Source organism: Shewanella sp. MF05956 (genome assembly GCF_059758055.1).
This window is the reverse complement of sequence record NZ_JCAYNV010000011.1, coordinates 196,601-216,241: the sequence shown is the minus strand read 5'-3', so window position 1 is coordinate 216,241 and position 19,641 is coordinate 196,601. Positions and strand designations below refer to the sequence as shown.

General features: G+C 42.8%; 15 protein-coding genes. 6 read left to right on the top strand and 9 right to left on the bottom strand.

The features are described 5' to 3' along the window. Positions 1-340: 340 nt before the first annotated feature. The 7 genes from mutT to pilB form a co-directional block, all read right to left on the bottom strand. Complete coding sequence (mutT, locus tag AC19MX_RS13910) at positions 341-736, bottom strand: 8-oxo-dGTP diphosphatase MutT (RefSeq protein ID WP_498298818.1); 396 nt, start codon at positions 734-736, stop codon at positions 341-343. A 22-nt stretch (positions 737-758) separates the two neighbouring features. Continuing rightward, complete coding sequence (gene yacG / locus AC19MX_RS13905; RefSeq protein WP_432400770.1) at positions 759-968, bottom strand: DNA gyrase inhibitor YacG; 210 nt, start codon at positions 966-968, stop codon at positions 759-761. A gap of 77 nt (positions 969-1,045) precedes the next feature. Then, entirely contained in the window at positions 1,046-1,780 is a 735-nt protein-coding gene (gene zapD, locus AC19MX_RS13900; RefSeq protein ID WP_498298817.1) for a cell division protein ZapD, read from the bottom strand. Next, positions 1,773-2,402: a dephospho-CoA kinase gene (gene coaE / locus AC19MX_RS13895; RefSeq protein ID WP_498298816.1), complete on the bottom strand. Its 630-nt coding sequence runs from the start codon at positions 2,400-2,402 to the stop codon at positions 1,773-1,775. Before coaE ends, zapD begins: the two co-directional genes overlap by 8 nt. Beyond that, entirely contained in the window at positions 2,399-3,325 is a 927-nt protein-coding gene (locus tag AC19MX_RS13890; RefSeq protein WP_498298814.1) for a prepilin peptidase, read from the bottom strand. The genes coaE and AC19MX_RS13890 overlap by 4 nt, the downstream gene beginning before the upstream one ends. Before the next feature lie 20 nt (positions 3,326-3,345). Further along, entirely contained in the window at positions 3,346-4,611 is a 1,266-nt protein-coding gene (locus AC19MX_RS13885; protein WP_498298812.1) for a type II secretion system F family protein, read from the bottom strand. A gap of 105 nt (positions 4,612-4,716) precedes the next feature. Continuing rightward, positions 4,717-6,423: a type IV-A pilus assembly ATPase PilB gene (pilB, locus tag AC19MX_RS13880; RefSeq protein ID WP_498298810.1), complete on the bottom strand. Its 1,707-nt coding sequence runs from the start codon at positions 6,421-6,423 to the stop codon at positions 4,717-4,719. A 382-nt stretch (positions 6,424-6,805) separates the two neighbouring features. On the opposite strand from pilB, the gene AC19MX_RS13875 reads away from it, so the two are divergent. Then, entirely contained in the window at positions 6,806-8,173 is a 1,368-nt protein-coding gene (locus AC19MX_RS13875) for an O-antigen ligase family protein (RefSeq protein ID WP_498298808.1), read from the top strand. A gap of 604 nt (positions 8,174-8,777) precedes the next feature. On the opposite strand, the gene AC19MX_RS13870 is transcribed toward AC19MX_RS13875, so the two are convergent. Together AC19MX_RS13870 and nadC are read right to left on the bottom strand one after the other, a co-directional pair. Then, positions 8,778-9,218 carry a pilin gene (locus AC19MX_RS13870; RefSeq protein ID WP_498298806.1) on the bottom strand — a complete coding sequence of 147 codons (441 nt, stop codon included), beginning with the start codon at positions 9,216-9,218 and terminating at the stop codon, positions 8,778-8,780. A gap of 1,319 nt (positions 9,219-10,537) precedes the next feature. Further along, positions 10,538-11,416 (bottom strand): carboxylating nicotinate-nucleotide diphosphorylase, encoded by an 879-nt coding sequence (gene nadC, locus AC19MX_RS13865; RefSeq protein WP_432400782.1) that lies wholly within the window; start codon positions 11,414-11,416, stop codon positions 10,538-10,540. 453 nt (positions 11,417-11,869) lie between these two features. Between nadC and ampD the strand changes: the two genes are divergently transcribed. From ampD to aceF, 5 genes are all read left to right on the top strand, one after another. Beyond that, positions 11,870-12,430, top strand: a complete 561-nt coding sequence (gene ampD, locus AC19MX_RS13860; protein WP_498298804.1) for a 1,6-anhydro-N-acetylmuramyl-L-alanine amidase AmpD — start codon at positions 11,870-11,872, stop codon at positions 12,428-12,430. A gap of 110 nt (positions 12,431-12,540) precedes the next feature. Continuing rightward, positions 12,541-13,392 (top strand): beta-lactamase regulator AmpE, encoded by an 852-nt coding sequence (gene ampE, locus AC19MX_RS13855; RefSeq protein ID WP_498298802.1) that lies wholly within the window; start codon positions 12,541-12,543, stop codon positions 13,390-13,392. A gap of 650 nt (positions 13,393-14,042) precedes the next feature. Further along, positions 14,043-14,795 (top strand): pyruvate dehydrogenase complex transcriptional repressor PdhR, encoded by a 753-nt coding sequence (gene pdhR, locus AC19MX_RS13850; protein ID WP_498298800.1) that lies wholly within the window; start codon positions 14,043-14,045, stop codon positions 14,793-14,795. A gap of 91 nt (positions 14,796-14,886) precedes the next feature. Then, positions 14,887-17,553 carry a pyruvate dehydrogenase (acetyl-transferring), homodimeric type gene (gene aceE / locus AC19MX_RS13845; protein WP_432400791.1) on the top strand — a complete coding sequence of 889 codons (2,667 nt, stop codon included), beginning with the start codon at positions 14,887-14,889 and terminating at the stop codon, positions 17,551-17,553. Between the two features lie 11 nt (positions 17,554-17,564). Beyond that, complete coding sequence (gene aceF / locus AC19MX_RS13840; RefSeq protein ID WP_498298798.1) at positions 17,565-19,553, top strand: dihydrolipoyllysine-residue acetyltransferase; 1,989 nt, start codon at positions 17,565-17,567, stop codon at positions 19,551-19,553. The last annotated feature ends 88 nt before the right edge of the window (positions 19,554-19,641 follow it).

The following is a 19,641-nucleotide window of genomic DNA, read 5'->3' as shown; positions in this document are numbered from 1 at the left end:
TGTTGTATCAAAGCAGCCCAATCTTGATGTGAACGTGTAGCCATGTTAACTCCTGATGTCATTATCAGTCGTTAAGATAAAGGCTCGATGAGCGCAGTTGAAGACGTACTTGCCCGGACGCTTACGAAAGAAGCATGATAGCTGTGTGGCCGATATGCCCATGCGAGAGTAGGTCATTTCGAGGCGCTTATTTTCCCTGAAATAGGGTGATAAGTTCGATGCTAATGCGATTTGTTTATAATCTGCAATTTAGTCATTGGATTCAATGACAGATATGATAATTGCCTGGGTAATATTCCGATCATTAAAAAGCCATCTATCTTGATGGCTTTGGTATCTCTCAGTATAAGGTTAACAACTTATCGAGGATTGGTTTATTGGCTTCTGGGAACTCATAGTCTTTAAGTGCATCAATATCTACCCATTTTACTTGTTGTCCCTCTACACCAACAGCATTTCCTGTGAAGTCTGTAACTAAATGAATGTCTAATCGCACATGCTTGTCTGGGTAATCGTGGCTAATATCCATAAATTCAGTGGTGTGATTTACGTCCAGGTCCACTTCCTCTTTTAGCTCACGGATCAATGCTTGTGTTACTGATTCGTCCTGCTCTACCTTGCCACCGGGAAACTCCCATTTACCGCCTTGATGAAGATGATCATGACGTTTAGCCAATAGCACTTGTTTTTGTTCATTTATAATTACGCCAACGGCGACATGTATTCTCTTTTGCATGTTAGCTCTTATGATATCGCCATTATTGTTTAAAGAAGTCTTCTTCATCGTAACCAATATCGTCGATCATATCTGGGTCGATATTGTCTTTAACCGGAATGCTGTGCTTCTCGCTTGCCCAGTCACCTAAATCGATGAGTTTACATCTTTCGCTACAAAAGGGCTTAAATAATGCTTCCGCACTCCATAGCACTGATGTGCTGCAAATGGGGCATTTTACTGTTAATGGCATATTGTTATCTCTTACTCCACTTAATGCTGTTAAAGCCGGCCAGTGTTAGTTGTGATTATGATGTGATGTTAAAGGGTTTAGCTGCAGGTTGCTAGTGAGAACTCAATCGATGTATTTGTGTGGCGGTGTAAATTGAAGTCGACAAAATGAATCGCGTAACGGTTTTTGTGACCGCTGATGGTTGGATAACAATTTTGAGCTGCATTCACTCGAACACGGATCAGTGAAAGCGGTTGTGATGATTCACTTTGATAAAAACCTGCAGCAGCTCGTAGCTCATTAAACTCAGCGGTCTGTCTATACAGTTGTAATAAAAGCGCTATAGGGGCCAATAACGGTTGATACTGAAGTAACCAATGCTCTATGTCTTGCTGTCGTTGTGTCCAACTTTTACCTAACCAAAAATGTAACTGTGGTAAATCAAAATTGCAGTATGCCCCAGCCATATTAAAACGCTGTCGTAATGCGGTAATAAACTTATCTTGTTTAATGCTACAACCAATTCTTTCTGGGGTTTGTAATGAGGCTTTACATGCAGATAACTGTTCAATGAGAGGGTTAATTTGTTCGCTATCACTCAGTCGCAATAAATTGATTTGGCTAAGCAGTTGTATCTGTTTTTCAATGTCTTTGAGCACTTCAGAGCGGTAATCACAGCGTTCTGTTAGCTCTGCTAGCGCAAATAAGGGGTAAAAACATTGGCTTTGTTGATCTTGGAGGATATTGCTTTGCAATTGCTGAGCAAGGTTTTCTAGGCGTAAATAACTGCGTATTTTTTCATTTAAAGGTTGTTCGTAAATTAAATCAGTCATTGGGCTTAGTTAATAACTCGGCTGCTTGTTGTAAAAAGAGTTGATGCAGGCGACTTACTTGGCTGCGCAACAGGTTAATGTCTCCTTGATTATCGATAATGTGGTCGGCTTTATCGAGTCGTTGCTGTCTGCTCATTTGGCTTGCGAGTATATGCTCAACTTGCTGTTGGCTGACACCATCACGTTGTATCGTCCTTGAAATTTGCAATTCTGGGGAAATGTCTACCACCAAAGTTGTAGTCACTAAACTATCTAATTGGTTTTCAAATAGCAAGGGCACAACCATAATCACATAAGCCGAAGTCGATGTATTAACTTGCTCTAGCATGGTTTGACGGATCATGGGGTGTAAGAGATTATTAAGCCAGAGTCTTTGTTGTTGATTATCGAAGACTTGACTGCGCAAGGCTGCTCTATCGAGTTCTCCATTTGGTAACAGTATCTTATTACCAAAATGCTCAGCTATTGCTTGTAGTCCTTTTGAGCCGGGCTCAACCACTTCTCTGGCAATTATATCGGCATCGACAAGCTCGATGCCGTTTTCGGCAAATAGATTAGCAACGGTAGTTTTTCCGCTGGCGATACCACCTGTGAGGCCGACGATAAACTTTTTTTGGATCATAAGGTGCTCAGATACCAATTAAGAATATCTTGTCCCCAGACGAGCGCTATCCAACCTGCGGCGGCAATATAAGGTCCAAAAGGGATCGGGTTACCTTTATTAAGCTTTTTAGTGATAATCATCATGATGCCGACCACTGCGCCTACAAGCGACGACAATAAGATGATCAGGGGCAACATTTGCCAACCTAGCCAGGCACCAAATACGGCTAACAGCTTAAAATCACCGTAGCCCATACCTTCCTTGCCTGTAACGAGTTTAAATAACCAGAATACAGACCACAGGCTCAAATACCCTGCAGCGGCGCCAATAATGGCATCTTGTGGGCTGGCATAAATGCCTTTTAGATTGATGACTAGCCCTAACCATAATATCGGTAAGGTCAGTTGGTCTGGTAAGAGCATTTCATCTAAATCGATACCGGTTAACGCTACTAACACGAAGGTTAATATGCTGGCATAGACAAACTGCCATGTCGGACCAAAATAGAAAGCCAACGTGGCGATGAGTAAACCCGTTAGCAGCTCAATAATAGGATAGCGTGCAGAAATCGCGGTTTTGCAATTGGCACATTTTCCCTTTAACGATAACCAACCCAAAATGGGTAGGTTATGCCATGGTTTAATATCGCTTTTGCATTTAGGGCAGGCAGAGCCTGGCACCACGATATTGTATTTTGCCGGAAATTCATCGATTGGCTTATTTAAACGTTCATTACCGACTTGTTTGACAATATCGGGGTGATATTCATTTAAGTAAAAATTACATTCACTTTGCCACTCACGCTTCATCATCACTGGTAAGCGATGAATCACCACGTTAAGAAAGCTGCCAATGGTGGCAGCAAAGATAAAGCTAATAACAACAAACACCCATGGGTATTGGTGCATTGTTGTCACAAAAGTTGAGATAAATTCAGTCATTTTTTCTTATTTTTAGATTGTTAGCCAACAATATTGCCCATTTCGAAGATTGGTAGGTACATACCAATGATCAGTCCACCCACAACCGTACCAATAACTACCATCATAATTGGTTCAATTAAGCTTGACAAACCGTCAACAGCATCATCGACTTGCATTTCATAGATATTGGAGACTTTATTAAGCATTTCGTCTAAACCGCCAGACTCTTCGCCAATCATCACCATCTGAATCAACATATCTGGGAACAGACCAGTTGTTCGCATGGCGACGTTCATTTGCATCCCCGCCATGACCTCTTGACGTACTTTTAACAAGGCGCTGCGGTAGACATAGTTTCCTGAAGCACCGGCAGCAGACTCTAAGCCGTCAATTAAGGGTACACCTGCAGCAAATGTAGTCGCTAATGTGCGTGCAAAACGTGCCATTGCAGCTTTATGAAGAATATCGCCAATAGCAGGAATCTTCAGTACTAGTTGATCAATTCTATTTCGAAACTCTAGAGAGTTTCTGTGAGTACGTCTGAATAACCAAATTGCAGCAATAATCGCAATAGCGAAATAATACCAGGAAGCTTGTAACCAACGAGAAAGATTAATAATCATCTGAGTAAATGCGGGAAGCTCAGCACCAAAGCCGTTAAAGATATCTTCAAATTGTGGTACAACAAATAATAGTAGGAGTGTTGTTACTGCAAAAGCGACAACGACAACTGCAGCAGGGTAAAACATGGCTTTTTTGATTTTAGATTTTAACTGTTCAGCTTTCTCGCGATACGTTGCTACTCGATCGAAAACAGCATCAAGTGAGCCAGAGTGCTCACCCGCAGCCACTAAGTCGACATATAGGTCATCAAAATATTGTCTATGTGGCCTCAAAGCTTCAGATAAAGGAATGCCTGATTGTACATCAGATAATATTGTTCCTAGAAGTTCTCTTACTTTTGCTTTTTCATGGCCGCGGCCTAATAGTTCTATAGTTGTCACTAAGGGGACGCCAGCTGATAGCATAGTGGCTATTTGGCGAGTGATCATTGCAATGTCCATTGCAGTGATCTTTTTCTCTGATTTAAATAAAGGCGCTGACTTTTTTCGAACCCCTTTAGGCGTCACACCCTGTGCCTTTAATACACTGCGAATTTCAGCAATGCTTGACCCCCGCAATTCGCCCGAAGTGCGAGCGCCATCTCGATTGACCCCTTTCCACTCAAAAGTAAACACTTTCGGTTGGTGTTTTTGGGTTTTCTTTTTGGTTTTAGGTTTTCTTTTTGCTGTTGCAGTGGCCATTTAGCCAGTCCTTTTTTTAGCGAGCTCTTGTCCATAATCGAGGTTGTTCAGAGCGATTTTGCAAACTAGAATAATTAATGTCGATAGCTTTCTACTCTAGACCAATTAAAAGCTAGTGACACGGTTTATTTCTGCAATACTGGTAACACCATGAATGACTTTTAATAAGCCAGATTGACGTAAATCGCGCATTCCTTGCTGCTTTGCTTGTTTAGCTATGAGCAATGAGTTACCACCTTCCATGATTGTGCGAGCAATTTCATCACTCATTTTCATCACTTCATAAATACCGACACGGCCTTTATAGCCGCCGGAACACAATTCACAGCCTACTGGTTTAAATACGCTAATACCTTTATTAATGTCAGCTTCTTGAAAACCTAGGCGCTGTAATTCTGTAATGGGTACATCTTCAACCTGTTTACAGGCAGGGCATAAACGTCTGGCAAGACGTTGAGCAATAATTAAGTTTACCGAGCTGGCAATGTTATAACCTGGTACGCCCATATTAATTAGACGGGTTAAAGTTTCGGCTGCTGAGTTTGTGTGCAAGGTTGATAATACTAAGTGACCAGTTTGCGCGGCTTTAATGGCAATTTCTGCCGTTTCTAGATCGCGGATTTCACCTACCATGACTACATCGGGGTCTTGACGTAAAAATGAGCGTAGTGCAGATGCGAAGGTTAAGCCGGCTTTTAAATTAATGTGAACCTGGTTAACACCTTCAAGGTTAATCTCTACCGGGTCTTCTGCGGTAGAGATATTACGCTCTTCAGTATTAAGGATATTAAGCCCAGTGTATAAGGAGACGGTTTTACCGGAACCTGTTGGCCCAGTGACTAAAATCATCCCTTGAGGTTTTGCGAGCATTTCTTCGTATAATAAACGTTGGTCATCTTCATAACCGAGCTTTTCAATACCCAATTGTGCTGAAGATGAATCCAAAATACGCATTACGATTTTTTCGCCCCAAATAGTGGGCAAGGTGCTAACACGAAAATCGATAGACTTAGTGCGCGACAGCTTCATTTTAATGCGACCATCTTGCGGCACACGGCGCTCGGCAATGTCGAGCTTGGACATCACTTTTAAGCGAGCTGAAATACGGTTGGATAGGTTGACAGGAGGTTCGGATACTTCATGCAAAATGCCGTCAATACGAAAACGAATGCGGTAGCGTTTTTCATAAGGTTCAAAATGTAAATCTGAAGCGCCTTTACGAATGGCATCAGTGAGAATTTTATTAATGTAAATGACAATTGGAGCATCGTCACTACTATCTGTTGATGGCTCATCATCCCTGTTGGTATCTGCAACTTCAATACCAGCTAATGCTTCTTCATCGATACCTTCTAAACCCAGGCCACTTATGTCTTCTTCGAGTATTTTATCTAAGGCTTTTAGCAGTTTGTCATCTTCAACCAGAATTGCTTCAGCATGCAGACCAAGGCTAAATTGAAAGTCTTCTAAGGCAGCAATATTTGTAGGGTCAGATGTTGCAATATAGAGGCGGTTACCGCGCTTAAACAGGGGTAAGCATTTGTGCTTAGCGATAAGCTTTTTATTTAACAGTTCTTCGGGTATCGATGCAATTTCAAATTCATTAAAATCGAGCAACGGAGTGCCATACTCTTCGTAGCATACCTCCGCAATTTCTCTAGCAGATAGTGCTTTCATAGAGATTAGACTACTAACTAAAGTCTTTTTATTTTTTCTTGATTCAGTTATGGCATCAGCAATTACTTGATCGCTAAGTAGATTTTTTTTAACGAATAAGCTTGAAAGCCCTAAATTAAGACTAGTAGATGCCATGAGAACTCCAAAATGAATAATATAGTAAATATTAACCGCTTTTCACAATTATGTCATTCTGCCTGTGCAGTTAGCTATCTTATTATGAAATTCTAAAGAAAATAAGGGTGTGTGACCAGGGCAACAGCATGAGTGTGCGTTTTTTGCTCACCATGAATGGTTTCAATATAGAATCGCTTCCAATCTTCATTCAGTGATAACATTCCGAACAAATGTAGTTTGATAAATACCTTCGGTTTGTTCATAAAACGTTCGCGATCTCGCCCTGGCTGTGCAACGTTTACGTGTTAATATTTCTATTGGTTCCTGGTTGCTTTTATCAAAAATAACAATATGCTTACAACACCAGTGATGAATACTTTTAAATGGCACTAGATTTAACATGCAGCTGAAGACTTACACAACCATTCAATTTATTTTTTTTGCTATAACCCTTATTTTAGGAACGATATTCGCCAATTTGTTTACGACCTTATTTGACATAAGTAGTTTATATGACGCAAAGCGTTTTTTGGTCATTATTTTTATTTGGTTTACAGTTATTTTGGCTTGTTTTACTGAATCTTTAAAGATCTATTTTCCTTCAAAATCATCAATGAGACTCATATTTAGCTGCTTTGTTCTAGCAATGGCTTCTACCTTGCTAAGTAAACATCCATATTGGGGCATGATTGAGCTAATAAATATTTCACTTCTAGTTGTTATTTTTATAATTTTTAGAAGTTGCCTTTATGGATTACCAAAAGAAAAAGTAACAAAAACTCTATTCTTAGCAGTTGCTTTATTTTCTGTATTCCACTTTGTCGTTTATGGGCTTAATCTTAGTTTTTATTTTTTTGATTCAAAAAGTTTCAATGCCAGCAGTCTTGTTGTGGGTTATGACAATATCCGCTTCCTAAACCAGATCCAAGTGATTTTTTTACCGGTATTATTTATTCCAGTATTTTTTTCTAAACTAAGCGGTTACAAGCAATATTCATTGATATTGGTAGCCCTTCATTGGCTAATATTGATGCAAACAGAAGCAAGAGGAGCAATGCTATCATTAATTACCGCGTTTAGTCTGATACTTCTTTTCTTACCTGTATCAGAGAGACGATTAGTGGGCGGATTCTTTTTAAAATCTGCATTATTAGGCGCGTTATTATGGTTAGTATTTGTCGTTATTCTCCCCTATTTATTATTTGATACTAATAGCCCGCCGATTAGATTGACTAGCTCAGGAAGAGTTGATATGTGGATTTATGCTATGCGGAAAATTACGGAACAACCTTTTTTGGGTTTTGGTCCTATGGGTTTTGCATGGGCGGAGGGTAGACCTTTAGCGAATGCTCATCCGCATAATGCTATAGTGCAACTAGTATATGAATATGGTGTAATTATTAGCTTATTGGTGATAGTTTTTCTCATCAAGTTTTTTTTAAGCGCTTTTGATATTATTAAACGAGAGTTCGATGGTTTAACAATTTGCATTGTGTATTCTATTATTGCAGCAGCTATTTATTCGATGTTTAGTGGTGTAGTCGTCATGCCATTTTCTCAGTTAATACTTACGTTTATACTTGCAGCTTTTTGGGCGTTAACTTCTAAGCCAAAATTTGGTCATTGTGAACTCAATACTGCTCTTAAGTTTATATTGATAATACTTGTTACTGTAGCATCAATCATTTTGCTGGGTAGTTTTGAACATGAAGGGTTGCATGACACTGGTCATCCTCGTTTCTGGCTCAATGGTGCCATTGGGTTTTAGGTAGGGCTACGCGATTTATGTTGCAGAGTAATAATTTCATCAATTAAAGCATCAGAAATATTTTAGTTCCACGTTTTTCTCAATGTGGAATTTTCTCTACGCGTTGAAAATCACTAGAGTGCTTCAAAGAGGCTGTAATGGAGCCACTTGCTTCTTAATAGAATCGCCACTCTAAACGCTGAGAAGTAAAAAGCATTTGGTAGTAAGCTCATGCATTTAAAGTCACTGAGCTAAATCAATTCGGTCTTAGGCATAGACCAAGTAGTTATGTCTATAAATCAGTATTTTAGGCCGAATTGGCCGGGTCACCTCATGATTGTGAACTTTTATTACTATGAATTTTAATACCGGATCAATTCTAATCATTAGGCAATGAGTGGTGGGCTAACCCAATATAGTTTTAAAAATATACTAAGTATGTTTCGACACTTTCTGGAATTTACTTCTGCTGGGACTCGTAAGCAGCTTATGGTTCTTTTAGTGGAACGCTTAAATAATAAGCATCATAAATGAAATAGTCATTAAAATAAAAATGCCGTTCACGTAAATGAACGGCATAAAAGCATAACTTAGCTTTCTACTAGGCAGCTATTCCTAACAGAAATTAGCTACAGCTACCTGGTTTGAATTTAGCATCTAGAGTGGAGTCAGCAGCACAAGACCAAACACCAGTAGCGGCAACCCTATTAAGAGTGAGTGTCTTACCATTAGCTTTAGTTGCATTACTATTAATAATAGAGCACTGTATGCCTCCATTGCTAGCTACTAGCGAAAGTGTGCAATAACGTCCACCACCAGCAGTCTGGCCAATATATCCAGCATCAGCAATAGCGAGCGAAGGTGTTTTACCTTCGTTCATAATGACTTCATATTGTGATTTTACTGAACTCAATTCTGAATATGCTGAGCCTACTTGTGACTTAACAGTGTAATCTTGATAAGCAGGCAGTGCGATTGCTGCAAGAATACCGATGATCGCAACTACGATCATTAATTCAATAAGAGTAAAACCCTTAGCGTTTTTGATTTGGTTGATACCTTTCATTTTTCTCTCCGTAAAATTAGGCCGGGTAGTATCAATCCTCGATGGCGAAGCACCCATTTTCTAGTATGAAGTGAGTCCGCTGGCATTCCATTTGCCGAAAACCTTAAGCACATTGTGTGGTTGTCAATGTTATATCGACATAACCACGTTTTAGTTTAGCTAACATTTTATGTTGTGTTGTGTGTTGATACGCAATCAGCGTATTGACACACACGGTAACGTCAATAAATGCTAGCAGATTATTTACTTAATGACATTTCAGCTGAGCAGTAAACCTAGAGTAAATACGCTAATGTTAACATGCAGACTATGTGCATTTGAGTAATTAGTCTATTACAGACCGTCACAAATGTAGACTAAATGTTAATATCTTTGCGCGTATTTACACTTTGGCAGTTACTGTGCATGGCCGAAAGGCCAACTCGCCTACGGTAAACGTTAGTATAAACCGTTACAAAATGGAATAGTTTTACCGTACAAATAAAAAATAAATATCTAAAATTGCTGTAAATTCACATTTTCCGCACATTATACGATAAGTTTTTTTTGACATGCTAGCTTTATGCGTTATTTTTTTGACATAAATGTAACAATGTTGTTTTGTTGGCGCTTTTTATGGCTGCAGAAAGCCTAGATTCGAGAGCGCTACGCTGCTAGGTTTTGGGCGCTTCGCTGCTAGGTTCTAGGTCGCTGCGCTGCTAGGTTCTAGGTCGCTACGCTACTAGGTTCTAGGGCGCTACGCTACTAGGTTCTAGGGCGCTACGCTACTAGGTTCTAGGGCGCTACGCTACTAGAGACTATAAAATCAGCTGCAAAGTTGCCCTAGTATCTCAATCTCAGCAGCTAAGCTGTTCTAGCAGCGCAGCGACCCTAGCAGGACGAAGTCCGCCCTAGAATCTAGGACCAGTAGCAAAAAGCCTAGAGCGCTACGCTGCTAGAGACTATAAAAGCTCAGCTGCAAAGTTGCCCTAGTATCTCAATCTCAGCAGCGAAGCTGTCCTAGAAGCGCAGCGACCTAGCAGGACGGAGTCCGCCCTAGGATCTAGTGGCAAAAAGCCTAGAGGCTAGAGCGCTACGCTGCTAGAAGCTATAAAATCTTAGCTGCAAAGTTGCCCTAGTATCTCAATCTCAGCAGCGAAGCTGTTCTAGAAGCGCAGCGACCTAGCAGGACGCAGTCCGCCCTAGAACCTAGGATCTAGTGGCAAAAAGCCTAGAGCGCTACGCTGCTAGAAGCTATAAAATCTTAGCAGCGAAGCTGTCCTAGAAGCGCAGCGACCTAGCAGGACGAAGTCCGCCCTAGTACCTAGCACCTAGGATCATCACGCTTTCAACCGTAGTGATAAGTCTAAGGCTTTAACATGCTTAGTGAGTGCGCCTACTGAAATATAGTCAACGCCGGTTTGTGCAAAGGTGGCGAGGGTGTCTAGGGTGACATTGCCCGATACTTCTAGTTTAGCGCCCTGTCCTTTATCTTTATAACGGTTATTAATGCTGACAGCGTCTACCATCATGGTGACGTCAAAGTTGTCGAGCATAATAATGTCTGCACCGCCTTCGAGTGCCTGAGTTAGCTCGTCAAGTGATTCGACTTCGACTTCTACCGGCTTGCGGTCGTCTAATGCGCGAGCTGCGGTAATAGCTTGTGAAATTCCGCCACAGGCCATGATGTGATTTTCTTTGATTAAAAAGGCATCAAATAAGCCGATGCGATGATTTTTGCCGCCGCCGCAGGTTACCGCATATTTTTGTGCAGTACGTAACCCTGGGATGGTTTTGCGGGTATCGAGCAAGCGAGTATGGGTGCCCGACAGTTTGTCGACATAATGTTTGGTGAGTGTGGCAGTGCCAGACAAGGTTTGAATAAAGTTCATTGCGGTGCGCTCGCCGGTTAAAATGGCGCGTGCAGGACCCGACAGTTCACATAAGACTTGATTAGGTACCACTAAGTCGCCGTCGTCGACATGCCAATGCAGCACTACTTCGCCACCGAGCTGGTTAAATACTTGCTCGGCCCAGGCTTTACCGCAAAATACGCCGTCTTCGCGAGTGATTAAACTGCCTGAAACGTGTTTGTCAGCAGGAATGAGCTGTGCAGTAATGTCTGCCGTTAGCATCTGTTCGATAGTGTTATGTGCGCTGTGACCTAGGTCTTCATCGAGTGCTGTTTTTACTGCGTGGCGGATGTCATTTTCTAACATAAGCAAAGTCCTTGCAAAAGAGCGTGATAGGGCAAAACGATAACCTATTAATGGGATGGTCGTTTACCGAAAAGCATTTGCACAAGATTATCATATTTACACGACTGTCTGACACTCACTCATAGGCAATTTTTAACATTGGCCCTAGGGTTTATATACCCGAGCTACTTCAAGATACCGGTTTAGAGCCTGTCATTACATTCTGTTTGAGGCAAAAGTCGACCTAATGGCAGTCTCTTTCTCAGTTTTTTAACAAAAAATGGACGTAATGAGTGGCTCCCTCTGTGCGGTTTTGGTTGTGCTTTATGCTTTGCCACTGATTCTTAAGGTAGAATAATGGTGTATCAAATCAGTACCGCGCCAGAAAGCCAACCCATTCTCGTGCAATACGCGTCTTGAGGTCGCTTGGGTATAACTGTTAAATTACAGTATCGACATTAAGTTAAGGTTGTTATGGCTATTGGAGTATTAGACAAGGGTTGGTTAAACAGCGCGCGTCAGTGTGTGTCGCCTCATTTTAATCAACGGCCTGAGGGCGAAGTGAGCTTGTTGGTGGTGCATAACATCAGTTTGCCGGCTGGCTGTTTTGGTTTGCCGCACATTGATGGGTTGTTTCAGGGCTGTTTAGACATTAACGCGGATGACAGTTTTGCTGAGTTGGCGGGTTTACAGGTATCGGCACATTTTTTAATTCGCCGTGATGGCGAGGTGGTGCAATATGTCAGTTGTGATGATCGTGCCTGGCATGCTGGCGTATCAAGCTTTAACAATCGAAGTGGCTGTAATGACTTTGCCATTGGCATTGAGATGGAAGGTACCGACGTTAGCGGTTATACCGATGAGCAATATCAACAATTAACGCTGTTAACATTGGCCTTAATGGCGCAGTATCCTATGATTACCTTAGACAATATTGTTGGTCATTGTGATATTGCTCCGGGACGTAAAACCGATCCTGGTGATAGCTTTGATTGGCCACGATACAAACAAGCTATTTTAACGGCAACAACTTGAATACTTTATAAGATTCATTATCGTGCGTTCACTGTTTTATACAATATCGGGCGTTCACTGTTTTACACAATAGTTCTTGATACCGTAGATCATCGATTAAAAGGATATTCATGGCGTTATTTTCATTATTAGTCGCGATTTTAGTCGAGCGACTTAAATTACTGCCCAATGGGTTGCAGTTTGATCGCTTAATGACGCGTTACCATAAACAATTTTGGGATGCTGAGTCGTTAGCGACTGAATTTGGCGTGGCAATGGCGCTGATATTGCCGGCGTTAGTGGTGTTTGTGGTGAGCCATTTATTGCAGGGGATGTTGTTCGATTTACTCAGTTTGTTGTTTTGGGTTGTGGTTTCGATGATTTGTTTTAGTCACCAACATTTACGTGCTGTGTTTAAACAGTATATCCAGGCGGCTTGCCGTGGTGATGTGCAGGCGTGTTATCGATATGCGGGGCAGCTTGATTGTACCGAATGCCTTGATGTGGTTGATGAACAAGACTTAGGCGAAAAAGTGGGGCAAACGGTTGCGTGGATTAACTATCGTTATTACGGGGCCGTGGCGTTGTTTTTAATCTTTTTAGGCCCTGTTGGTGCGGTGTTGTATTGCACCGTGCGTTTTTACAGTGACTTTAATGTTAAAAACCAAACTAAAATGCCGCTGGTAGATGATTTGCAAACCTTGCTTGATTGGTTACCAAGCCGGTTGTTTAGTTTTGGTTATGTATTGAGTGGTCAATTTAGCAGTGGTTTACGAGCGTGGCGCCAACATGGGTTAAGAATTCGTTGTGATGCTAAGACTATTGTCACGCAAACGGCTGTTGCCGCAGAGTCGTTGCCCGAAGCGGGTAATGCACCTATTAGTGTGCAGTCGACTTTAGCGCTACTGGCATTAAGTAAGCGTAACTTTGTATTGTTACTGACTTTAGTGTCGGTATTAACTATTTTTGGATTTGTGAGTTAGTTGGGAACGAGGTGATAGGTGCTAGGGCGGACTGCGTCCTGCTAGGTCGCTGCGCTTCTAGGACAGCTTCGCTGCTGAGATACTAGGGCGGACTTCGTCCTGCTAGGATAGCTTAGCTGCTGAGACTTTATAGCCTTCTAGCAGCGTAGCGCTCTAGTTTCTAGGCTTTTTGCTACTAGATCTTAGAGCGGACTGCGTCCTGCTAGGACAGCTTCGCTGCTGAGATTTTATCGTTTCTAGCAGCGTAGCGCTCTAGCCTCTAGGCTTTTTGCTGCTAGATCCTAGGGCGGACTACGTCCTGCTAGGACAGCTTCGCTGCTGAGATTTTATAGCCTTCTAGCAGCGTAGCGCTCTAGTTTCTAGATTTTAGGGTTGCCCCTTTGCTGCTGAGATTTTATAGCCTTCTAGCAGCGTAGCGCTCTAGTTGCTAGCTTCCTAGCTCTTCGTTTTTAGCGCTTTAGGGTAAATGGTCTGACCCCTTTAATTCAAATATCGGTTATGCTCATGGATTGAGCGTTTTAAACAAACTTGTGCTTGGTTGTCAATAAGCTGATAACTAGACACGGCCTGTATGATTTGATAAAGTGCGCTCTCTCATATTAATTGGTAAGACCAATTGACAATCTCTTATTTAGGGAGCAGGGCGCCAGATGGCTTATAGTAAGATTACCCAGCCAAAAATTTCCGATGTGATCATGGAGCAATTAGAGCGCATGATCCTCGAAGGCAGTTTGCAGCCGGGTCAGAAACTGCCTCCCGAACGAGAACTGGCGGTGCAATTTGAAGTGTCTCGTCCTTCATTGCGCGAAGCCATTCAAAAGTTAGAAGCCAAAGGGTTGCTGATGCGTCGTCAAGGCGGTGGCACCTATGTAAAAGAACAACTGTGGCAAAGTCTTGCCGATCCTATCGTTGAATTAATGCATAACGACTCAGAAAGTCAGTATGACTTGCTTGAGTTCCGTCACGCCACTGAAGGCATGATGGCGTATTATGCTGCGCTACGTGGCACTGATGCCGATATGAAAAATATTCAAACTAAAATTACTGACGTAGAGGCTGCAACGGATTTTGAGGCGAAAGCGGCTGCTATTGTGCGTTTTTATCGCGCGGTTGCTGAGGCGTCACACAATGTTGCTATGTTGCATCTAGTATTAAGTTTAACCCCTGTGCTGCACAAAAATGTGGCACAAAACCTGGAGCTTTTAAGCATTCGCAAAGAAGCTTCCACCAAGGCAAATGATCACAGACGGGCATTATTGGCTGCGATTATACGCCGGGACCCAGACGCTGCGCGTGAAGCTTCGAACGAGCATTTAAGCTATATCGAAGAAGTCATGTTGTCAGTAAGAGAAGAAGACAGTCGGTTGCAACGTAGTTTGCGCCGTTTAAAGAGCGGCGTGTAGTACTTGTTACTTTGAATGAGAATACACTTTTGCTGTGTCAACAAGCAGCAAAAAGCCGAAATATAATCCGTATATAGAGAAGGACTGCGAGATGTCTGAAGATATGCTTCAAGATTTAGACCCATCAGAAACCCAAGAGTGGGTTGATGCTCTACAAGCTGTGTTAGAGCAAGAAGGGCCTGAACGTGCACACTTTTTACTTGAAAAACTAATCGACAAAGCGCGTCGTAACGGTACTCACTTACCTTACAATGCCACTACTGCGTATTTGAATACCATTCCAGCAGGCCAAGAGCCAAACATGCCTGGTAACCAGGAAATGGAGCGTCGTATTCGTGCGATTATCCGTTGGAATGCCCTGGCGATGGTGTTACGTGGTTCTAAGAAAGATTTAGAGCTTGGTGGTCATATTTCAAGTTTCGCGTCTAGCGCAACGATTTACGATGTGTGTTTTAACCACTTCTTCCGTGCGCCAAATGAGCAAGATGGTGGTGACTTAGTTTACTTCCAAGGCCATATCGCACCTGGTATTTATGCGCGTTCGTTCCTTGAAGGTCGTATTACTGAAGATCAAATGGCTAACTTCCGTCAAGAAGTTGATGGCAAAGGTCTATCTTCGTACCCACACCCTAAGTTAATGCCTACTTACTGGCAGTTCCCGACGGTATCGATGGGTCTAGGTCCTATTCAGGCTATTTATCAAGCGCGTTATTTGAAGTATTTAACTGACCGCGGCCTAAAAGATTGTTCTAAGCAAACTGTTTACTGTTTCTTAGGTGACGGTGAGTGTGATGAGCCAGAAGCATTAGGTGCGATTGGTTTGGCTGCACGTGAAGAATTAGACAACTTAGTGTTTATTGTTAACTGTAACTTACAGCGTCTTGATGGCCCTGTGCGTGGTAACGGTAAAATTATCCAAGAACTTGAAGGCGAATTCCGCGGCGCAGGCTGGGAAGTGGTTAAAGTGATTTGGGGACGTTATTGGGATCCATTATTGGCCCGTGACACTAGCGGTAAATTATTACAGTTAATGGAAGAAACCGTAGACGGTGAATACCAAAACTGTAAAGCCAAAGGCGGCGCGTACACGCGTGAGCATTTCTTTGGTAAGTATCCTGAAACGGCGGAAATGGTTGCTAACATGTCAGATGATGACATTTGGCGCTTAAACCGTGGTGGTCACGACCCTGTTAAAGTTTACGCTGCACTAGAACATGCACAGAAAACTAAAGGTCGCCCAACGGTTATTTTAGCTAAAACTGTTAAAGGTTATGGTTTAGGTGATGCTGGCGAAGGTAAAAACATCGCTCACAACGTGAAGAAGATGGGCGCTGAGTCTATCCGCTACTTCCGCGATCGTTTCAATATCCCAATCCCTGACGATAAGTTAGAAGAATTACCTTTTTATCATCCAGGTCCAGACTCTGAAGAAGTGAAATACTTAAAGAGTCGTCGTGAAGCGTTATTAGGTTACTTGCCGCAACGTCGTGAAAAATTCACTGAAGAGTTAGAAATTCCTTCATTGAAAATTTTTGATTCGATTTTAAAAGGCTCTAACGGCCGTGAAATCTCGTCAACGATGGCATTTGTTCGCGTGTTAACCGCGTTGTTAAAAGACAAAGGCATTGGCAAGCGTATTGTGCCAATTATTCCTGACGAAGCGCGTACTTTTGGTATGGAAGGTTTATTCCGTCAAGTGGGTATTTATGCTCACGAAGGCCAAAAATATATTCCACAAGATTCTGATCAAGTGGCGTACTACCGTGAAGATAAAACCGGTCAGGTTTTACAAGAAGGGATTAACGAATTAGGCGCTATGTCATCTTGGGTTTCAGCTGCAACCAGCTACTCAGTGAATGACATGCCAACGATTCCGTTTTACATCTACTACTCAATGTTCGGTTTCCAACGTATTGGCGACATGGCATGGGCTGCTGGCGACATGCGCGCACGTGGTTTCTTGGTCGGTGGTACTTCTGGCCGTACAACATTGAACGGCGAAGGTTTACAGCATCAAGATGGTCACAGCCACGTATTGGCTAACACGATTCCAAACTGTATCTCTTACGACCCAACTTACGGTTATGAAATTGCGGTAGTGGTACAAGACGGTATCCGTCGTATGTATGGCGAAAACCAGGAAGATATCTTCTACTACTTAACCACCATGAACGAAAACTACGTTCAGCCTGAAATGCCAGCCGGTGCCGAAGAAGGTATCGTAAAAGGTATTTACAAGCTTGAAACTGTTGCCGGTAGTGGAAAAGGTAAAGTACAGCTCATGGGCTGTGGCACTATTTTAGAAGAAGTGCGTAAAGCGGCTCAAGCCCTTGCGAAAGACTTTGGTGTAAGTTCAGATGTGTTCAGTGTTACCAGCTTTAACGAGCTAACGCGTGACGGCCAAGCGGCTGAGCGTTGGAACATGTTGCACCCAGAAGCGACGCCTAAGCAAGCGTACATTAGCCAGGTATTATCTGCTGATGCACCTGCTATTGTGGCTACTGACTACATGAAGATTTACGGTGAGCAATTACGTGCTTTCGTACCGACTGATTATAAAGTATTGGGTACTGATGGTTTTGGTCGCAGCGACAGCCGCGCAAACTTACGTCATCACTTTGAAGTCGATGCTAAGTTTATTGTTATTGCGGCACTGAAGTCACTTGTTGAGCGTAATGAAATGCCTGTAGATGTGTTAACTAAAACCATCGCTGAATATGGCATTGACGCTGACAAGATCAACCCACAGTTCGCGTAAGGGGATACAAAATGGCTGATTTAAAGGAAGTTTTGGTTCCTAATATCGACACTGACGCAGTACAAGTTATTGAAATTTGTGCCGCAGTGGGTGATTTTCTTGAAAAAGAAGCATCAATCATTACCGTTGAAAGTGATAAAGCGACCATGGACATTCCAGCACCTTTTGCTGGTACGTTAACAGAACTGAAAATCGCAGTAGGCGATACCGTTTCTGAAGGTACGTTAATCGCAATGATGACGGCAGCAAGTGCTGCACCAGCACAGGCCGAAGCGCCAGCACCTAAAGCTGAAGCGCCGGTTGCCCAAGCTGCAGCTCCGGATCCAGTATCCCCAGTGGCTGCATCTGCTGGTGGTTCACAAGTGATTGACGTTAAGGTGCCAGATATTGGCGGCGATACTGATGTGTCTGTCATCGAAGTGTTAGTCGCCGTTGGCGATAGCATTGACGTTGATACAGGGTTAATTACCTTAGAAACTGACAAAGCAACCATGGATGTACCATCACCGAAAGCCGGTGTGGTTAAATCTGTGACTGTGGCCGTTGGCGACAAAGTGTCTGAAGGTTCATTGGTTATCACGTTAGAAGTTGCAGGTTCTGCATCAGCAGCCCCAGCGCCACAGGCAACCGCTCCTGTTGCTCAAGCCGCTCAAACTGCTGCGCCAGTGGCACAAGCTGCACCTGCCGCCGTGACAACTCAAGTGCAAGAAATTCATGTACCTGATATTGGCGACGCTAATGACGTTGATATTATTGAAGTACTGGTTTCAGTGGGTGATGAAATCACTGCAGATCAAGGGTTAATTACTCTTGAAACTGACAAAGCTACCATGGAAGTGCCAGCACCGTTTGCCGGTAAACTAGTGTCGTTAACGGTTAAAGTGGGCGACAAAGTGTCTCAAGGTAGCTTAATTGCCACTATTGAAACCACAAGCTCAGCACCTATTGCACAGGCTGCTCCTGCTCAAACAGAAGCCGCTCCAGCAGCACCAACACCTGCAATGGCTGCGAGCCGTCCATCAACTCCGCCAGTGCCGCACCATCCAAGTGCCGGCGTGACAGCATCAACAGGCGTCGTGCATGCATCGCCTGCGGTACGTCGCTTGGCGCGTGAGTTTGGTGTTGATTTAACTAAGGTTACAGGTACTGGTCGCAAAGCACGTATTTTGAAAGAAGACGTACAGGCATTTGTGAAATATGAGTTATCACGTCCTAAAGCAACTGCTGCAACGTCTGTTGCGGGTGGTGCGGGTGGCTTAAACGTGATTGCAGCGCCTAAAGTTGATTTCAGTAAGTTTGGTGAAGTGGAAGAAGTGCCATTAAGCCGTATCCAGAAAATTTCTGGTCCTAACTTACACCGCAACTGGGTAACTATTCCACACGTGACTCAGTTCGATGAAGCTGACATTAGCGAGATGGAAGCGTTCCGTAAGCAACAGAATGATATTGCTGCCAAGAAAAAAGCAGATTACAAAATCACTCCACTTGTGTTTATGATGAAAGCAGTGGCAAAAACATTGGCTGAATTCCCAGTGTTTAACTCAAGCTTAAGTGCCGATGGTGAGTCGCTTATTCAGAAGAAGTACTTCCATATTGGTGTTGCGGTTGATACACCAAACGGCCTAATGGTTCCGGTTGTACGTGATGTTGATAAGAAAGGCATTATAGAATTGTCGCGTGAGTTAACTGACATTTCTATCCGTGCTCGTGACGGCAAACTTAAGTCTGCTGACATGCAAGGTAGCTGTTTTACTATTTCAAGCTTAGGTGGCATTGGCGGTACGGCATTTACGCCGATTGTTAATTATCCTGACGTGGCCATTTTAGGTGTGTCTAAATCTGAAATTAAGCCTAAATGGAACGGTAAAGAGTTTGAGCCTAAATTGATGTTGCCGTTGTCATTGTCATACGACCATCGTGTGATTGATGGCGCCATGGCCGCACGTTTTAGTGTGACCTTGTCAGGCATTTTATCTGACATACGCACCATCATTTTGTAAACAAATCTGGCCGCTCTAATAGAGTGGCCTTTTTTATGTCGATGATTATCACCAATGTTTGATTGTGATTGTCATCAAACAAAGGGTA

Excerpts from the sequence above, each read along its gene's own strand:
- aceE (WP_432400791.1), top strand. The coding sequence starts at position 14,887 with ATGTCTGAAGATATGCTTCAAGATTTAGACCCATCAGAAACCCAAGAG.
- AC19MX_RS13870 (WP_498298806.1), bottom strand. The coding sequence starts at position 9,218 with ATGAAAGGTATCAACCAAATCAAAAACGCTAAGGGTTTTACTCTTATT.
- pdhR (WP_498298800.1), top strand. The coding sequence starts at position 14,043 with ATGGCTTATAGTAAGATTACCCAGCCAAAAATTTCCGATGTGATCATG.
- AC19MX_RS13890 (WP_498298814.1), bottom strand. The coding sequence starts at position 3,325 with ATGACTGAATTTATCTCAACTTTTGTGACAACAATGCACCAATACCCA.
- mutT (WP_498298818.1), bottom strand. The coding sequence starts at position 736 with ATGCAAAAGAGAATACATGTCGCCGTTGGCGTAATTATAAATGAACAA.
- aceF (WP_498298798.1), top strand. The coding sequence starts at position 17,565 with ATGGCTGATTTAAAGGAAGTTTTGGTTCCTAATATCGACACTGACGCA.
- ampE (WP_498298802.1), top strand. The coding sequence starts at position 12,541 with ATGGCGTTATTTTCATTATTAGTCGCGATTTTAGTCGAGCGACTTAAA.
- nadC (WP_432400782.1), bottom strand. The coding sequence starts at position 11,416 with ATGTTAGAAAATGACATCCGCCACGCAGTAAAAACAGCACTCGATGAA.
- yacG (WP_432400770.1), bottom strand. The coding sequence starts at position 968 with ATGCCATTAACAGTAAAATGCCCCATTTGCAGCACATCAGTGCTATGG.
- coaE (WP_498298816.1), bottom strand. The coding sequence starts at position 2,402 with ATGATCCAAAAAAAGTTTATCGTCGGCCTCACAGGTGGTATCGCCAGC.
- pilB (WP_498298810.1), bottom strand. The coding sequence starts at position 6,423 with ATGGCATCTACTAGTCTTAATTTAGGGCTTTCAAGCTTATTCGTTAAA.
- AC19MX_RS13875 (WP_498298808.1), top strand. The coding sequence starts at position 6,806 with ATGCAGCTGAAGACTTACACAACCATTCAATTTATTTTTTTTGCTATA.
- AC19MX_RS13885 (WP_498298812.1), bottom strand. The coding sequence starts at position 4,611 with ATGGCCACTGCAACAGCAAAAAGAAAACCTAAAACCAAAAAGAAAACC.
- ampD (WP_498298804.1), top strand. The coding sequence starts at position 11,870 with ATGGCTATTGGAGTATTAGACAAGGGTTGGTTAAACAGCGCGCGTCAG.
- zapD (WP_498298817.1), bottom strand. The coding sequence starts at position 1,780 with ATGACTGATTTAATTTACGAACAACCTTTAAATGAAAAAATACGCAGT.